Here is a 14,164-nt window from a genome sequence, read left to right as displayed (position 1 = left end):
ATCATTGCCCGCCCCGAAGTTCGCAGGACGTTCATTGATGGATCGACTACAGGCCATGGCGACATTCCTCGCGGTCGTAGAGACTGGTGGCTTTGCGTCTGCCGCGCGCCGACTCAACATGTCGCCTTCCGTCGTCACGCGCGCCGTCTACGAGCTAGAGGAACGTCTAGGTGTAAGACTGCTGACTCGAACGACCCGCACTGTCAGGGTCACTGAGGCGGGAATGAGGTACGCAGAAAGCTGTCGGAGAATCCTCGTGGACATTGAGGAGGCTGACAGCGCGGCCGCTGGTGCACACGCATTGCCGCGAGGCCAGCTCACCATTACGTCATCGGTGAACTTCGGGTGCATGTATATCTCCCCGATTGCGCGCGACTACCTAACTCGATTTCCTGAGGTGGAAATTAACTGCTTGTTCTTGGACAGGATGGTCAACTTGGTGGACGAAGGAGTCGATGTCGCGATACGCATTGGTGAGTTACCAGACTCGTCATTGCAAGCCATCAAGGTTGGCCAAGTACGTGAGGTTCTTTGTGCGTCGCCAAATTATCTGCGACAACGTGGAACGCCAAAACGCCCCGAAGACCTGTCGCAGCATGTCGTCATAGTCGCCACTGGAGTCACGCCAGTGCCCGAGTGGAGGTTCCGAGACGGCAGTAAGTCTGCAACGATACGCTTGCAGCCGCGATTTACGACCACGATGAATGAGGCCGCGGCTGAGTGCGCTGTCGCAGGATTCGGTATCACGCGCCTACCGCTATTTCAAATCGCGCGAGGGGTGAAAGAAGGAGCTCTTGCACTGGTGCTCGAGGCCTTCGAGCGCCCGGCGGTGCCGATCCACGTTGTGCACCGTGAAGGCCGGCACGGTACCCAAAAGGTACGCGCCTTCATCGACATGGCGGTCGAGGCGCTACGGAACGACATAGACCTGCAGTAGCTCACAAAATGAAGCGAACCGTTGACTTGAGTTTGTTGCACGCCGGTGCTTGGATCAAGTATCCGGATGCCGTTCAGGTGGACGTGCCGCTACCGCAACCGTGTGACAGGCCGTCGCGATGAATTTCGACTGGAATCTCGTGCTGTCGACTCTGCCCGCATTCGGCGGAGCGTTGCGGGTAACCCTGCAGGTCGGGCCATTGCCACCTCGCTGCTGGTGGCGCTGGTCAATGCCTCGAGTTTGGTGTTGCGTGTGCCGCTGTTCCGACACCCGGTCGGCCTGTATGACGCCTTTGTGTGTCATCCAATCGCTCGGCGCCGGGTGTGGCGTGATTGATCTTGGCGGCCGAACTCTTGTACCTGGTTGCCAGGTTCTCAACCGTTGAGGAAGCGCTGCGCCAATCCCAATTGTGATTCGGCCAATTGGTGCAGTGCCTGACTGATTTTACTGGTGCGCCCAGCCTGCTGGCTGGTGCGCTCGGTGAAGCCGGCGATCTCGGTGATCTGCTGGTTGATCTGTTCGGCTACCTGGCCCTGTTGCTCGATTGCGGCGGCCATCTGCAGGCTCATGCCGCTGATCTGCGCGACCTCGGCGCAGATCAGCGTCAACGCCTGGCGCGCCTGTACGGCATCGCTGCTGGCACGCAAGGCTATCTGTTCGCCGCGTTGTGCAGTGGCCAAGGCCGTGCCGCTGTCCTGGCGCAGGTTTTCCAGCGAGCGCTGGATCTCGTGGGTTGATTCGCGAGTGCGTGAGGCGAGGCTGCGCACCTCGTCGGCGACCACCGCGAAGCCGCGGCCGGATTCGCCGGCGCGGGCAGCTTCGATGGCCGCGTTGAGGGCCAGCAGGTTGGTCTGCTCGGCGATGTTCTGGATTACCGTGGCAATGCCTCCGATGGACTCGATGGCCGCCGCCAGGCTGTCAACCGCCCGGCCAATCTCGCCCACCGAGTGACGCATGGTCTGCGCCGAATGCTGGCTGTCATCGGACAGGCGTTCACCGTCGCGCGCCAGCTGATCGGCGTTCTGCGCCGCTTGCGCGGTGTGCTGCAGGTTGCGTGACAGTTCCTGGATGGTGGCGCTCATCTGGTTGATCGCGGCGGCGGTCTGCTCAGTCTCGCGTACCTGGCGATCCAACTGTTCGACCGTGTGCTCCACCACGTCGGCCGAGGTCTGCGCCTGCTGGCGCAACACCACGCTGTTGATGCAGATGCGCGACATCACCGTGCTCATGCGTGCGCGCTGGCTGTCCAGGGCCATGGCCAGCAAGCTGGTGGGGCCGGGGTACTGCGCGTGGAGTGGGGTCAGCAACGGATCGCGGTAGGCCTGCGTGTGCTGGGCGAGCAGGGCGCGGGTCAACTGGCGCTGACGCAGTGCCGGTTGCAGTCCGGCAAGGCACAGCGCCAGCAGCAGCGGCGCGCCCAACGCTAGGGGCAGATAGCCCTGTAGAGTGGCCAGCGCCACGCCCAGGCCGAGCGCCAGTTGCAGCCCATGACCCAGCAGCAGTTCGCCAAGACGTTGCAGCAGACTCCAGGGCGCCTGGCCGCGCGCCAGACGCGCATAGAGCTGTTCGGCCTGCCGTGCCCGCGCCGGCTCGATAGGCTGGTAGACGGTGCCCAGCGCCGCCAGCTTGCCGTCGTCGAACAGTGGCACCACGTAGAGGCTGTGCCAGTGCGCGTCTCCTTGCTTGCGACGGGTCATTACCGGCGCTGTCCACGGCACACCGGCGCGCAGCGCCTGCCACATGCTGGTCGCCACCGCTGCCGGCATGTGCGGGTGGTTGATCAGTGTGTGAGGTTTACCGATCAATTCGCGTTCGGTGTAGCCGCTCATGTTCAGGTAGGCGGCGTTGCAGGTGAGCAGAACACCTTGTGGGTCTAGCCGGGAAATCGGCGGTTCCTCAAAGTCTGATGGGGGGGTGATGGCAGTTTGCATGGCACGACTCCTCGGCTGTGACCCGTTGCGGCCTGCCCTGGCGCAGGCCGTACAATTACCAGTCCATGGTCCGCTCGGCGCGCATCCTGCGCACCATGGCGTCATAGAAATTGGTGGCGAAACTGCTCTAGCGGATCAGCATCGCGCTGAGATCGGCGCATTTGGCTGCGATGCGGCCTTCAGCGGGTTGTCTTCGCCGCCCAAAGCGCCGGGGGCGCACTGGTTCCCGACGGCACGCAGCTCCTTCCAGAGCAAGAAGAAGGTCTTCTCGATGCTGCTCTCCTTGTGGGCACTGTCGGTGGTTGTCCCGTCCAATACAGGCTCAATTGCACCTCTCGTGCCAGAACGCTGTGCACCGCGCTGTTGCAATACGGCCAGCTGCCGTGTTCTAGGGGATTGCAAGTGTGGTGAGGAGGCGCTTGTCGGTCCTGTTCGTGGAGACGCCTGTTGATCAGCTCATGGCCGATTTCATCAGGCCAGACGGCACTTTCCGACTGCTTGAAAGGGGCGTCTTTTTAGCTTTTTTTATCTAAAAAAAGATGTGTTTATGCCTTCGAAAGTGGTGTCGTCTGAAGTGCTTTTTCTGTGCGATTATCGGTCATTCAGTGAGTAGGCCGGATTGCCTGAAAATCCGACTACGTGATGATAATGTTTCTCATTGAAATTTTAAGTATATGATTTTAATGCATTATTAAATAAATTTTTGCGAGTGCTAAAGAACTTGGGTGTTACGAAATTGCACGATAATGTTGCTCTAAGTATCAAAAGTGCACCGAATCTACACACCGTTTTTTATTGATAAATAAATTGACAAATCATCTAATTGTTCCGATTCTGGATTTAAGCGAATCGCGGCTCGTCCTGCGGTTCTGTTGATCAACCGGAACAGCAATGGGTGATGCAGATGGCGATAGTGGTCGAGAAGCTGAAGCTCGGTGAGCAAGAAGGGCCTCGTGTGATGGTGAAAGACACCATCGATGTGGCTGGTCATCCCACTCGTGCTTCCAGTCGCGCTCTTGAACATGCGCCGGACGCCGAGTGCCATGCCGAGGTGGTTCAGGCTCTCCTGGCTGCGGGCTGCCAACTGATTGGCAAAACCAGCTTGCATGAGCTGGCCTTTGGCACCACCGGGCTCAATGCTTGGACGGGTACGGCGCAGAACCCGCGCTACCCCGGACGCATTCCCGGGGGGTCCTCCAGTGGCTCGGCCGCTGCCGTGGCTGCCGGTCTGTGCGACTTCTCCCTGGGCACCGACACGGGGGGGTCGGTACGTATTCCCGCCGCGTGCTGCGGTGTGTTCGGTCTCAAACCCACCTTCGGCCGCATCAGCCGTGCCGGGGTGATGCCGACGCAGACATCGCTTGATTGCGTCGGTCCCTTCGCTGCCAATATCGAGATGCTGATCAACGCGATGAAGGCCATCGACCCGTCCTTCAAGGCACTGCCGAACGTAGCCGGCGTCCGCATCGGCGTGGTGCCAGTGCAGGCTCATCCCGAGGTACAGGCAACGCTGAATACTGTGCTCGAGGCGGCGAATTTCGAACAGTGCGAGATGCCGCTGCCCGGTATGCAATTGGCCTACAACGCGGGTCTGGCAGTGATCAATCGGGAAACCTGGAATGCCTGCGGGCACCTGCTGGAAACCGGTTTGGTGGGCACCGATGTCGCTGGCCGGCTGCTGGCCGCACGCGACACCCGTGACGACGCTCTGGCAGACGCCGAACGCTGCCGCACCGCCTTCACTGCCGAGGTGGACGCCGCCCTGGCGCAGTGCCCGATTCTTGCCTTGCCGACCATGCCGGATTACCCGGCGCGCGTCGCAGACGCTGCCGATACCCGCGCGGCCATCGGCATGACCGCTTTCGTACGCCCCTTCAACCTGACTGGCCACCCGGCATTGAGTATCCCTTTCGAGGGGGCCTCGAAGTTGCCGGTAGGACTACAACTGATCGCCGCCAAGGGCGCGGACGAACTGCTTCTGGCAGTCGCCCGCGAGCTGCTGCGGCGCCTCGAACAATAACCGTGCCCATCCTGGAGAAGCCCATGTCTTCCCTAAGCCAGCTGGATCACCAGCGCCTTGCCCCGATTACTGCGAATGAAGCTTTTCGGGCCCTGCTGACCGATATTCGTGAGCGCGCTCGGCGCGAGGAGTTCGATCAGCAGCGCTATATCTCCCATGACGTCATCGCGCGTTTCAAGGAGCTTGGCGTCTACCGCGCCCTGGTACCCACGCGCTTCGGCGGCGAGCAGCGCAGCCCCATGGAGTTCTGCGAGATGGTGGAAGATGTCTCTGCCGCCGACGGTTCCGCCGGCTGGGTCGCCAGCTTCGGCATGAACCCGGTGTACCTGGCGGCTCTGCCCTTGGAGACCCTGAAAAAAATCTATGCCGACGGCCCCGACGTGGTCTTCGCGGGCGGCATCTTCCCGCCGCAACCGGCGGAGTTCGTCGACGGCGGCCTCAAGGTCAGCGGACGTTGGAAATTCTCCAGCGGCTGCGTGGGGGCCAGCCTGATCGGCGTCGGCATCAGCCCGAAGAACGGCGACACAGTAGGCTTGCCGCGCCTGGCGGTGATGCCGCGTGAAAAGGTGCGGATCGATGAGACTTGGGATGTGGTCGGCCTGATCGGTACCGGCAGCCATGACCTGGTGATCGACGGCGTAGTGGTGCCCGAGGACTGGACCTTTGTCCGTGGCGGTCCGGCCAACCTCGACGAACCACTGTTCCGCTATCCCTCGTTGTCCTTTGCCGCTCAGGTGCTGTCCGTGGTCGGCCTCGGTGTTGCGCGCGCCGCGCTGGACTACTTAGCCGACATGGCCAGTGGCCGCTTCTCCGTTACCGGCGCACCGGTCCTGGCCGATCGCCCGCTGGCGCAGATGCAGGTGGCCAAGGCCGAAGCCGAGCTGCGCGCTGCCCGTGCCTGGTTCTACGAAGCCATGGAGAACGTCTGGGCCAGCGTGCTGGCCGGCGATGCGGTGAGTGTCGAGCAGACCAACCTGCTGCGACTGTCCTCCACCCATGCTACCCGTGTGTCGGCCGAGGTGGCGCGCACTGCGCAGATGCTCTCGGGCATGACCGGTGTCTACCGCCACAGTCCTCTGGCGCGCTTCGTCAACGACGCCCAGGTGGTTACCCAGCACGCCTTCATGGGCGACGTGACCTACCAGAGCGCCGGCGCGATTTTCTTCGGCGGCAAGCCGATGCCTGGCTACCTGTAATCGAAAACTAACAATTGGTGATTGCGATGACTGAGAAAAAAGCTCTGCGTGTCCTGTTCTGCATAGGCGTCAACCAGAATTTCTTCGATGCCCCACGTGAAGAGCAACTGGAAGTCTGGGCGGCGGTAAGCGCCATGTGGAACGGCATCCACGATCTGCCCGGAGTGAAGGTGCTCGGCAACATGGACGACGATCAAAGCATGGTCGGCCCATCTACCGGCTATCCCTGGACCACCTACCTGCTGGCCGACGTGCCGGACATCGAGACGGTACACGCCGCCTGCAACCTGTTCCGTATCACCGCGGTGGGCACCGGCCCTTACAGACTGTGGCGCTATTGCAAGGTGGAAGCGCGTACCGGTCGCGAACTGATCATCCAGAGGACCTGACCCATGAGCCGATCCCTCGAAGCCCGCCTGCGCCAGCTGGAAAGCGAGAACGCCGTGCGTGCCTGCATGAACCGCTACATGGTGCTGTGCGATGCGATCGACGCGCGCACCCCGTTGGACGAACTGGCAGGGTTGTTCACCGCCGACGCCATCTGGGAAGGCAAGGGCGCCAAGTATGTCAAGAGCTTTGGCAGCTATCGGGGGCGCGAGGCGATCCGCGCGATGTTCGCCGGCTACATGACCGAGCCGGCGCACTTCGCCCTCAACGTACATTTTCTCTGCTCGGAGCTGATCCGTGTGGAGGGTGAGGAGGCCAGCGGAAGTTGGGTGATGTTGCAGGCTTCCACCTTCGCCACTGGCGCATCGCATCTCAACGCGGCGCGGCTGACGGTGCGTTTTTGCGAAGAGGAAGGCGTCTGGCGCATGGCTCATTTCCAGACCGAGAACCTGTTCGGCCGCCCGATCGATGCATGGAACAGCGATGCCAATCTGCCCGTGCCGGGGCAGACCGAAGAATGACTTTTATGAGTCGGTGACCTGCGCCGACGAGGAGTGACCGTGACCAACCTGATCGAAACCGTGAACCTGGCCGGCTCGCCGGCCGACCTGGTGCTGCATGACCGCGTGCACACCTCCCTGTATACCGATGCACGCATCTTCGATGAAGAGCTGGAGAAGGTGTTCTACAGCACCTGGGTGTGGGTGGCGCACGCGAGTGAGATTCCCGACAACGGCAGCTACAAGAGCACCTTCATCGGCAAGCAACCGGTAATCGTCGTACGTGACCGCAAGAAGGACGTACACGTGCTGCTCAATCGCTGCCGTCACCGTGGCGCCACCGTCTGCGAGCACAAGAAGGGCAAGGCCAACAGCTTCGTCTGCCCCTACCACGGCTGGAGCTACGCCCTCGATGGCAGTCTGCGCGGCGTGCCGCACCCGGAGAGCTACGCCGACTGCCTGGACAAGGGCGAGCTGCCGCTGGTCAGCCTGCGCGTCGAGCAATACAACGGCATGATCTTCGCCACCTTCAAGGATGACATCGAGCCGCTGGAAGACTTCCTCGGCGCGGCGCGCAAGTGGATCGATCTGTTCATGAAGCAGGGCGCCGGCTATGGCGTGAAGGTATCCGGCGAGCATCGTTTTCGCTTCCCCGGCAACTGGAAGATCCAGCTGGAGAACACCACCGACGCCTACCACTTCCCGCTGGTGCACAAGTCCTTCCTGTCCTCGGTAGACGAACAGACCCTGAAGCTGTTCGATTTCGTCGAAGGCCCCGGCTACGTCGAGGATCTTGGCAATGGTCACAGCGTGATAGTGATGATCCCGGAACTGGTGGACCTGGAAGCCGATCTGGATAAGGCGATCCCCGAGCGCTTCGAGGCGCTGGCGCAGGAGCTGCGTGACGAAGGCATCGAGGAACAGCAGGTGCGCCGAATCGTCCGTGCCGTCGGCGGCTCGGGCTTCAACCTCAACCTGTTCCCCAACGTCGCTTGCTCCATGGCCTTCTTCCGCGTACTGCTGCCGGTCTCGGTGAACGAGACCGAGATCCACCACGCGGTGATCACCATGGACGGCGGTCCGTCCGCGGCCAACCGCTACCGCCTGCGCCTGCACGAGCACTTCCAAGGCCCGATGGGCTTCGGCACCCCGGACGATTCCGAGGCCTGGGAGCGCGTGCAGAAGGGCGCCCAGGCCGGCAGGGACCTGTGGATCATGCTCAATCGCGGCCTGACCGGCGAGAGGCCGAGCGAAGACGGGCTGGTCAGTGACGTGAGTGCAGAGACCGGCATGCGCGCGGCCTACCAGCAGTGGAAAAAGATGATGTCGGCCTGAGCCGTCGCGCCCCTCTGCCCGTAAGGGTGAGAGGGGCCCGTCACGCACCTATTTGAAGAGAATCAATATGAATCTTGAACTGCTCAACCACGTCAGCGCCTTCATCTGGCAGGAAGCGGACATGCTCGACCACGGCGATTTCGACGCCTGGCTGAACCTGTGGGCCGACAAGGGGACTTACGTCATCCCTATCGATCCCAACGAGACCGATTTCGAGAACACCCTCAACTACGCCTACGACGACCATCACATGCGCCAGTTGCGCGTGCAGCGCCTGATCGGCGGCGAGTCCATCTCCACCAGTCCGCGTGCACGCACCGTGCGCGGCCTGTCGCGCTTTCGCGTGCTCGGCGAGGACGGCGGTGTGGTCACCGTGCGCTGCGCACAGAACCTGCGCGAGTTTCGCAAGGACGTGCTCAAGCACTACACCGCTGACGTCACCTTCGAGCTCAAGCGCGACGGCGACAGCTTCAAGATTCAGCGCAAGCTGATCCAGCTGATCAACTCCACCGATACCCTCGCCGGTATCGGCTACATCCTCTAAGAGGCCCACCATGAGCCAAGTAGCATTAGTCACCGGCGCTGCCCAGGGCCTCGGTCTGTCTATCGCCAGCCGTCTGTTCGCGGCCGGTTATGCGCTAGTGATCACTGACCTGTCGCTGGAGCGTGCTCAGGCCGCCGCAGACCGCCTCGATCCGAGCGGCCAGCGTAGCCTAGCACTACAGCTCGACGTCGCCAGCAAGGCCGACTTCGAGGCGGCACTGCCTGCCGTGCGGGCGCGCTGGGGCGCGCTGCATGTGGCGGTCAATAGCGCTGCGATGACCCGCACCACGCCGGTCATGCAAATCAGCCCCGAAGAGTTCGACCAGGTCATGAGCCTCAACACCCGCAGCATCTTTCTCGGCTGCCAGGTGCTTGGCGGTTACATGGCTGCGGCTGGCTACGGGCGGATTATCAACATGGCCTCGCTGGCCGGGCAGAACGGCGGCACCGTTACGGGGGCGCATTACGCCGCCTCTAAGGGTGCCATCGTCACCCTGACCAAAATATTCGCCAAGGAGCTGGCAGGAGCCGGGGTGACGGTCAACGCCATCGCCCCCGGCCCCATCGAGTCGCCCGTCGTGCATGCTGCGCTGCCGCCGGAGCGCATGGCCGGGCTGCTAGCCAATATCCCGGTGAAGCGCCTGGGCGATGCCGATTTCCTCGGTGACCTGGTTGTTCAGCTGGCGCGCCCGGAAGCCTACTTCACTACTGGGGCCACTTGGGATGTGAACGGCGGCCTGTTCATGCGTTGAACCCCGCCCGACTTGGCCTTCGGCCGTGCCGGGCAGACGAAAGAATGCCGCGCGTGCGAGCTGCGGACTGTAATGAACGAGAACAATCAGCACCTCTAAGGGTGCGGGAAGGTTAGTATGACTGAGCAAGTGTTGAACCTGGTGGTGCGCAAGCGGCAGGAACAAGGCGAGGGCGTGGTAATCCTCGACCTCGCCGATCCGACGGGCAGCAATCTGCCGGCCTTCGAAGCCGGTGCCCATGTCGATGTCCACCTCAAGCCCGGCCTGGTGCGCCAGTATTCGCTATGCGGTGATCCGGCCAATGCCGCCGTCTACCGCCTCGGCGTGCTGCGTGATCCGGCCTCGCGCGGCGGCTCGGTGGCCGTCCACCAGCAGCTCAGCGAAGGCGCCCATATCAGTGTCGGCATGCCGCGCAACTTGTTTCCCCTGGCCGCTGACGCCAGCCGCTCGATCCTCATCGGCGGTGGCATCGGCATCACCCCGATGATCGCCATGGCGCATCAACTGACCGCACAGGACAGCCCGTTCGAGCTGCACTACTGCGGACGTTCGCGTCAGCGCTCGGCGTTCCTGGACGAACTGGCAGGCGCTGACTTCGCCGCCTGCGTGCGCACCCACTTCGATGACGAAGGCGATGCACAGAAGCTCGACCTGCCGGCCGTACTCGGCCAGCCAGGCGCTGGCGTGCACGTCTACGTGTGCGGCCCGAGCGGTTTCATGGATTGGGTCATCGGAGGGGCGCGCCAGGCCGGCTACACCGAGGATCACATCCACCGCGAGTACTTCCAGGTGGAGGTCGATGTCAGTGGCGATAGCTTCGAGGTGGTGGCTCAGCGTAGCGGCAAGAGTGTTCAAGTAGCCGAAGGCCAGAGCATCGTCAATGCCCTCGCAAGTGTAGGCATCCAGGTAGACATATCCTGCGAGCAGGGCGTCTGCGGTACCTGCTTGTGCGATGTGCTGGAGGGGGAACCGGATCACCGCGACTTCTATCTGAGCGATGACGAGAAGGCCGCCAATGACCAGATTCTGGTCTGCTGTTCGCGTGCCAAGTCGAAAAAACTGGTGCTGGATATCTGAGAAGCGAGGGCAACATCATGGTTGATACCACAGGTTTTCGTAATGCCATGGCGCTGCTGGGCGGCGCCGTTTCAGTAATCACTACCGACGGTGCAGCCGGGCGCTGGGGCTTCACCGCCTCGGCCGTGTGCAGCGTCACCGACCAGCCGCCGACGCTGTTGGTGTGCATGAACCGCGCGTCTTTCTCCAATGGCCACTTCAAGCAGAACGGTGTGCTCAGCGTGAATGTGTTGAGTGCCGAGCTAAAGGATATTTCCGGCGTGTTCGCCAACCGAGATCTGGACTCCGACCAACGATTCGCCCAGGCCAGCTGGAGCATCCTGGAAAGCGGCGCACCGCTGCTGGAAGACGCCCTGGTCAATTTCGATTGCCGTATCGTCCAGGCCCATGAGGTGGGCTCGCACACCATCTTCTACTGCGAAGTGCTGGGCATTCGCCACGGAAATAGCCAGGAGGGCCTGGTGTATTTCAACCGTGCCTATCACCGCTTGGGCGAGCAGTCGCGATCGGCCTGCTGAGATACCGTAGGTGGGCCGCGCGCCCATTCAGCCAAGGAACTCTTAATTCAATTGGATTGCAGGATGAATGATGAATTCATCATGCAGGATGTAGTAACCCTCAATGGAATTTAACTTCCCGAGTCTGGTGAGATACATCGATCCCGTTGCCCGAGTTCCCGATGAAACAGATGAAACAGATGAAACAGATGACCTTCGCCGACGCCGATTACGCCTGCAAACCCAAGCCGACTCGCAAGAGACTGTTCCTGATCGCGATGAATCAGAGGGTGCCATGGGAAGGCGTAACGTCGACATGAAGACCCGTTACGACAATGGCGTGGCGTCGGGCGCCGATTACAACGAAAAACGCTTGATCACCTCTTAAACCTTCAGGTTATGACCGGCGGCGGGTCCGGGTGCGGATCCGGCTCCGCCTGCATTCACAGCTACGAGAAGGCGATGCGACTCTACGAAATGATCACCTTCACCTTACGCGTACGCACACCGGCCGAAGCGCTGAAATGCCTGCGCCAAACCCTCGCCGAAGCGCGTGACGGCTGCGTGCTGATGGGCTGTTGGGCGTCGGAAATCGGCCCACTGAATCAGGTTGCAGTGCTGCGTGGCTTTCGTGACGAAACGGCGCGGCAGGCTGAGCGCGAGCGCTTCCTCCAGGCCCCGGATCCCTTTGGCATCGAAGCCTTCATGCTCGATATGAAGGTGGAAAACTACACGCTCTTCCCTTTTCTCGAACCCCTGGTGCCCGGCAAACACGGGCCGTTCTACGAATTGCGCGAATACAACCTGATTGCCTCCGGCTTGGCGCCGACGATGGCAGGCTGGGAAAAGGCCGTCGGCCCGCGCACCGGGAAGAACTATTCGGCGGTCTACGCTGCTTTCTTCGCCACCGATGGGCGTACCCCGCGCTACCTGCACATCTGGCCCTACGCCAGCCAGGAACAGCGCCTGGACGTGCGCACCCGTGCCGTGGCGGATGGCGTCTGGCCGCCGGAGAACTCCGGTCCGCAACTGCGCGAGATGCATTCGACCCTCTACCTGCCGGCGGCGTTCTCGCCGTTGCAGTAGCAGGTGAACTGTTTCATGCTCGTCCCCTTCATTGCGGGCTACTTTCTCCTCTGCGCTCAGCGCTGGCGAGCACGCAACAGCTCGACCAGCGCCAGGCAGTGATCGAGCGCCGACGAGGCGTCGCCGATACGCTGGCTGATGATTGGCAAGTTGGCTTGCGTTCCCTGCCGCGGCGCGTAGTTGACGTCGACGCAGTGCATCACCTGCACCGTGGTCGGCACCAAGGGTGATGCTGATGCCCGCGCTGATTAGGACGATGGTAATCCGAGCCGGCGTCGCTGCGCAGGCGCCGGTTCAGCTTCGGTAGCACGCCGTAGAGTGTGGACGGGGAGAAAGCTATGCGCCAATGCGTCGAGTACTGTCGCAGACCTTGCCCAGTTGCTTGAGCAGGGCACCGGAATGCTCGTGGAAGAAGCGCTCGGCCATGTCGCGCCAGGCAGCGCCCGGACAGAGCACCCAAAGCACGCCGTTGGGTATGAGCCGATCATCTATCCGTGGGCGTCCGTTCCGGCGGGGTTCACTGAAAATGTCCGCAACCAAATCCCGGGCTGCGTCGGGAAGTTCGTACCGCTTGGCTGTCGTGGGCTCCTGCCTATGATGAACGCGGACTTGAGTCCCGACAATTGCTGGGTTCAAATGGGTTTCATCTGATTTTGTACAGAACCTAATCATGCAAGTCGATAGGTGTAGGTTGGGCTATATTGCTTCGCTGAATAAGGCGCCTTTGTAGGGAGCGTGGCGGCGCTGCACGATTACGTAGTCACGCTCTGACTTCGAGCAACAGTGCGCTTGCTTCCTGCTGAACGCTGGTGCGGGCGAAAAGCAGAATGAGCGATAAGGTCGCAATCAGTCCCTGTCGGCAGAATGTCGCGACTAGACCGTTCCGGCATTGGATCAACCAATAAGTAACACGCAAACAAGAGCTTATCTTTTTATGTCTTAAATCTTTGGCCTGGAGCGTAGCCGTACGCTTTTCGGAAGGCCCGTCGAAAGTTACTGTCATCTTCAAATCCCCACTTAGATGCCAAGGCTGCGAGATGTGGCCGTGTTACCGCTGCCTGAAGTTCTCGAGAACAAGCAGCTAGCCGTTCATCCCGAACGAATTTCATGACCTGCATGCCATGTTGAGCGAACAGCTTATGGAGGTAGCGTAGGGATATTTGATGGGTCTGGGCTATTGTGGTTGGGCTCAATGTAGGGTCCCTGAGCGACGCACGAATACCGGCGCATATCCGTGTAAACAACGCCTGACTAACCCGGTCTCGCGTGACTACGTTTTCAGTGCTGGGGCCCATGACCGCAGCGCACAGATGGAGTGCCGCGAAGGTGGCGTGTCCTATTTGACTGTCGTTCATTTGGGATGACGTGTTCACGGTGCCGTGCACTAACTGTCGTAATAGTGCTGTAGTTGGCCCATCTTTCATCTTGACTGGGCCGTGGCTTTCGATGAATCCCAGTTCAACGGCATAGTTCCTCTTATGGCATAGAAGCATTGAGTGCTCAAAACGCTCAAGCATTTCCAACGTATAGGGGCGAGTGTTTTCGAAAATTATCAGGTCTCCGCTCGAAAGAAGCAATTGGCCGCCATCCTGTGTCAGCACGGTGTTGCCTGATTCTATAAGTAACAGGCACACGTCGTTGGCAGCGTTACAGGTAACCGAATCTCGTTGAACTGTCTGCGAGCCAGAGGACAACCGAGCAGTGCGCGCCGGACCTGACCCCTGCAGTGTCAGCTCGGCATGAAAAGGTTGGTCTTGCTGAATGTCAACGATCTCAAGTTGTTCAAATTTATGAAAAATTTCCTCACGCCATACAGTCAAACACTCTCTGTTTGAGGTGGGCGATTGCTGGAATGTATGGGACATATTTTCGTTTCCACAAAAGGTTAATAAAGCACCCCTCC

The 14,164-nt window shown here is 60.9% G+C and carries 14 protein-coding genes and 4 pseudogenes; 13 read left to right on the top strand and 5 right to left on the bottom strand.

The window, feature by feature from the left end; genetic code table 11:
* Positions 1–37: 37 nt before the first annotated feature.
* Positions 38–211: pseudogene (locus LOY70_RS30005) on the top strand (helix-turn-helix domain-containing protein); the annotation flags it as partial.
* Positions 212–256: 45 nt separating this feature from the next.
* Positions 257–937, top strand: a complete 681-nt coding sequence (locus LOY70_RS18785) for a LysR substrate-binding domain-containing protein (protein ID WP_320110205.1) — start codon at positions 257–259, stop codon at positions 935–937.
* Positions 938–1,311: 374 nt separating this feature from the next.
* Here LOY70_RS18785 and LOY70_RS18780 read toward each other — a convergent pair whose 3' ends face one another.
* Positions 1,312–2,868 carry a methyl-accepting chemotaxis protein gene (locus LOY70_RS18780; protein ID WP_265028860.1) on the bottom strand — a complete coding sequence of 519 codons (1,557 nt, stop codon included), beginning with the start codon at positions 2,866–2,868 and terminating at the stop codon, positions 1,312–1,314.
* 904 nt (positions 2,869–3,772) lie between these two features.
* Between LOY70_RS18780 and LOY70_RS18775 the strand changes: the two genes are divergently transcribed.
* The 11 genes and pseudogenes from LOY70_RS18775 to LOY70_RS18725 all read left to right on the top strand — a co-directional run bounded on the left by LOY70_RS18775 (position 3,773) and on the right by LOY70_RS18725 (position 12,261).
* Complete coding sequence (locus LOY70_RS18775) at positions 3,773–4,888, top strand: amidase (RefSeq protein ID WP_265038120.1); 1,116 nt, start codon at positions 3,773–3,775, stop codon at positions 4,886–4,888.
* A gap of 23 nt (positions 4,889–4,911) precedes the next feature.
* The gene (locus tag LOY70_RS18770; protein ID WP_265028859.1) at positions 4,912–6,084 is read left to right on the top strand and encodes an acyl-CoA dehydrogenase family protein; all 1,173 of its coding nucleotides are present in this window, start codon (positions 4,912–4,914) and stop codon (positions 6,082–6,084) included.
* Between the two features lie 26 nt (positions 6,085–6,110).
* A complete protein-coding gene (locus LOY70_RS18765; RefSeq protein ID WP_265028858.1) occupies positions 6,111–6,473 on the top strand; it encodes an IacB protein in 363 nt (120 codons plus the stop codon).
* Positions 6,474–6,476: 3 nt separating this feature from the next.
* Positions 6,477–6,992, top strand: a complete 516-nt coding sequence (locus LOY70_RS18760) for a nuclear transport factor 2 family protein (RefSeq protein WP_265028857.1) — start codon at positions 6,477–6,479, stop codon at positions 6,990–6,992.
* 39 nt (positions 6,993–7,031) lie between these two features.
* Entirely contained in the window at positions 7,032–8,306 is a 1,275-nt protein-coding gene (locus LOY70_RS18755) for an aromatic ring-hydroxylating oxygenase subunit alpha (RefSeq protein ID WP_265028856.1), read from the top strand.
* 67 nt (positions 8,307–8,373) lie between these two features.
* A complete protein-coding gene (locus LOY70_RS18750) occupies positions 8,374–8,850 on the top strand; it encodes an aromatic-ring-hydroxylating dioxygenase subunit beta (protein WP_047703540.1) in 477 nt (158 codons plus the stop codon).
* Between the two features lie 10 nt (positions 8,851–8,860).
* Entirely contained in the window at positions 8,861–9,601 is a 741-nt protein-coding gene (locus LOY70_RS18745) for an SDR family NAD(P)-dependent oxidoreductase (RefSeq protein WP_265028855.1), read from the top strand.
* A 117-nt stretch (positions 9,602–9,718) separates the two neighbouring features.
* The gene (locus LOY70_RS18740; RefSeq protein ID WP_265028854.1) at positions 9,719–10,678 is read left to right on the top strand and encodes a PDR/VanB family oxidoreductase; all 960 of its coding nucleotides are present in this window, start codon (positions 9,719–9,721) and stop codon (positions 10,676–10,678) included.
* Positions 10,679–10,695: 17 nt separating this feature from the next.
* Entirely contained in the window at positions 10,696–11,196 is a 501-nt protein-coding gene (locus LOY70_RS18735; RefSeq protein WP_047703537.1) for a flavin reductase, read from the top strand.
* A 179-nt stretch (positions 11,197–11,375) separates the two neighbouring features.
* Positions 11,376–11,483, top strand: a pseudogene (locus LOY70_RS18730) (IS5/IS1182 family transposase); the annotation flags it as partial.
* Between the two features lie 154 nt (positions 11,484–11,637).
* Positions 11,638–12,261 (top strand): NIPSNAP family protein, encoded by a 624-nt coding sequence (locus tag LOY70_RS18725; RefSeq protein ID WP_265028853.1) that lies wholly within the window; start codon positions 11,638–11,640, stop codon positions 12,259–12,261.
* 56 nt (positions 12,262–12,317) lie between these two features.
* On the opposite strand, the gene LOY70_RS18720 is transcribed toward LOY70_RS18725, so the two are convergent.
* The 4 genes and pseudogenes from LOY70_RS18720 to LOY70_RS18710 all read right to left on the bottom strand — a co-directional run bounded on the left by LOY70_RS18720 (position 12,318) and on the right by LOY70_RS18710 (position 14,126).
* Complete coding sequence (locus LOY70_RS18720) at positions 12,318–12,461, bottom strand: hypothetical protein (protein ID WP_197678627.1); 144 nt, start codon at positions 12,459–12,461, stop codon at positions 12,318–12,320.
* A 77-nt stretch (positions 12,462–12,538) separates the two neighbouring features.
* Positions 12,539–12,684 (bottom strand): annotated as a pseudogene (locus tag LOY70_RS30240) (LysR family transcriptional regulator); the annotation flags it as partial.
* Positions 12,673–12,885 (bottom strand): annotated as a pseudogene (locus tag LOY70_RS18715) (transposase); the annotation flags it as partial. The pseudogenes LOY70_RS18715 and LOY70_RS30240, both read right to left, overlap by 12 nt.
* Positions 12,886–13,193: 308 nt before the next feature.
* Positions 13,194–14,126, bottom strand: coding sequence for a helix-turn-helix domain-containing protein (locus LOY70_RS18710; protein WP_265028852.1), 933 nt, complete (start codon positions 14,124–14,126; stop codon positions 13,194–13,196).
* Between the last annotated feature and the right edge of the window lie 38 nt (positions 14,127–14,164).

The organism is Pseudomonas sp. B21-054, from assembly GCF_026016345.1.
Lineage (GTDB): Bacteria > Pseudomonadota > Gammaproteobacteria > Pseudomonadales > Pseudomonadaceae > Aquipseudomonas.
This window is presented reverse-complemented; position numbering and strand designations above follow the sequence as displayed.

Coding starts and splice junctions, on each gene's coding strand:
- LOY70_RS18760 (WP_265028857.1), top strand. CDS start 6,477: ATGAGCCGATCCCTCGAAGCCCGCCTGCGCCAGCTGGAAAGCGAGAAC.
- LOY70_RS18720 (WP_197678627.1), bottom strand. CDS start 12,461: ATGCACTGCGTCGACGTCAACTACGCGCCGCGGCAGGGAACGCAAGCC.
- LOY70_RS18710 (WP_265028852.1), bottom strand. CDS start 14,126: ATGTCCCATACATTCCAGCAATCGCCCACCTCAAACAGAGAGTGTTTG.
- LOY70_RS18735 (WP_047703537.1), top strand. CDS start 10,696: ATGGTTGATACCACAGGTTTTCGTAATGCCATGGCGCTGCTGGGCGGC.
- LOY70_RS18745 (WP_265028855.1), top strand. CDS start 8,861: ATGAGCCAAGTAGCATTAGTCACCGGCGCTGCCCAGGGCCTCGGTCTG.
- LOY70_RS18725 (WP_265028853.1), top strand. CDS start 11,638: ATGCGACTCTACGAAATGATCACCTTCACCTTACGCGTACGCACACCG.
- LOY70_RS18775 (WP_265038120.1), top strand. CDS start 3,773: ATGGCGATAGTGGTCGAGAAGCTGAAGCTCGGTGAGCAAGAAGGGCCT.
- LOY70_RS18750 (WP_047703540.1), top strand. CDS start 8,374: ATGAATCTTGAACTGCTCAACCACGTCAGCGCCTTCATCTGGCAGGAA.
- LOY70_RS18770 (WP_265028859.1), top strand. CDS start 4,912: ATGTCTTCCCTAAGCCAGCTGGATCACCAGCGCCTTGCCCCGATTACT.
- LOY70_RS18740 (WP_265028854.1), top strand. CDS start 9,719: ATGACTGAGCAAGTGTTGAACCTGGTGGTGCGCAAGCGGCAGGAACAA.
- LOY70_RS18765 (WP_265028858.1), top strand. CDS start 6,111: ATGACTGAGAAAAAAGCTCTGCGTGTCCTGTTCTGCATAGGCGTCAAC.
- LOY70_RS18780 (WP_265028860.1), bottom strand. CDS start 2,868: ATGCAAACTGCCATCACCCCCCCATCAGACTTTGAGGAACCGCCGATT.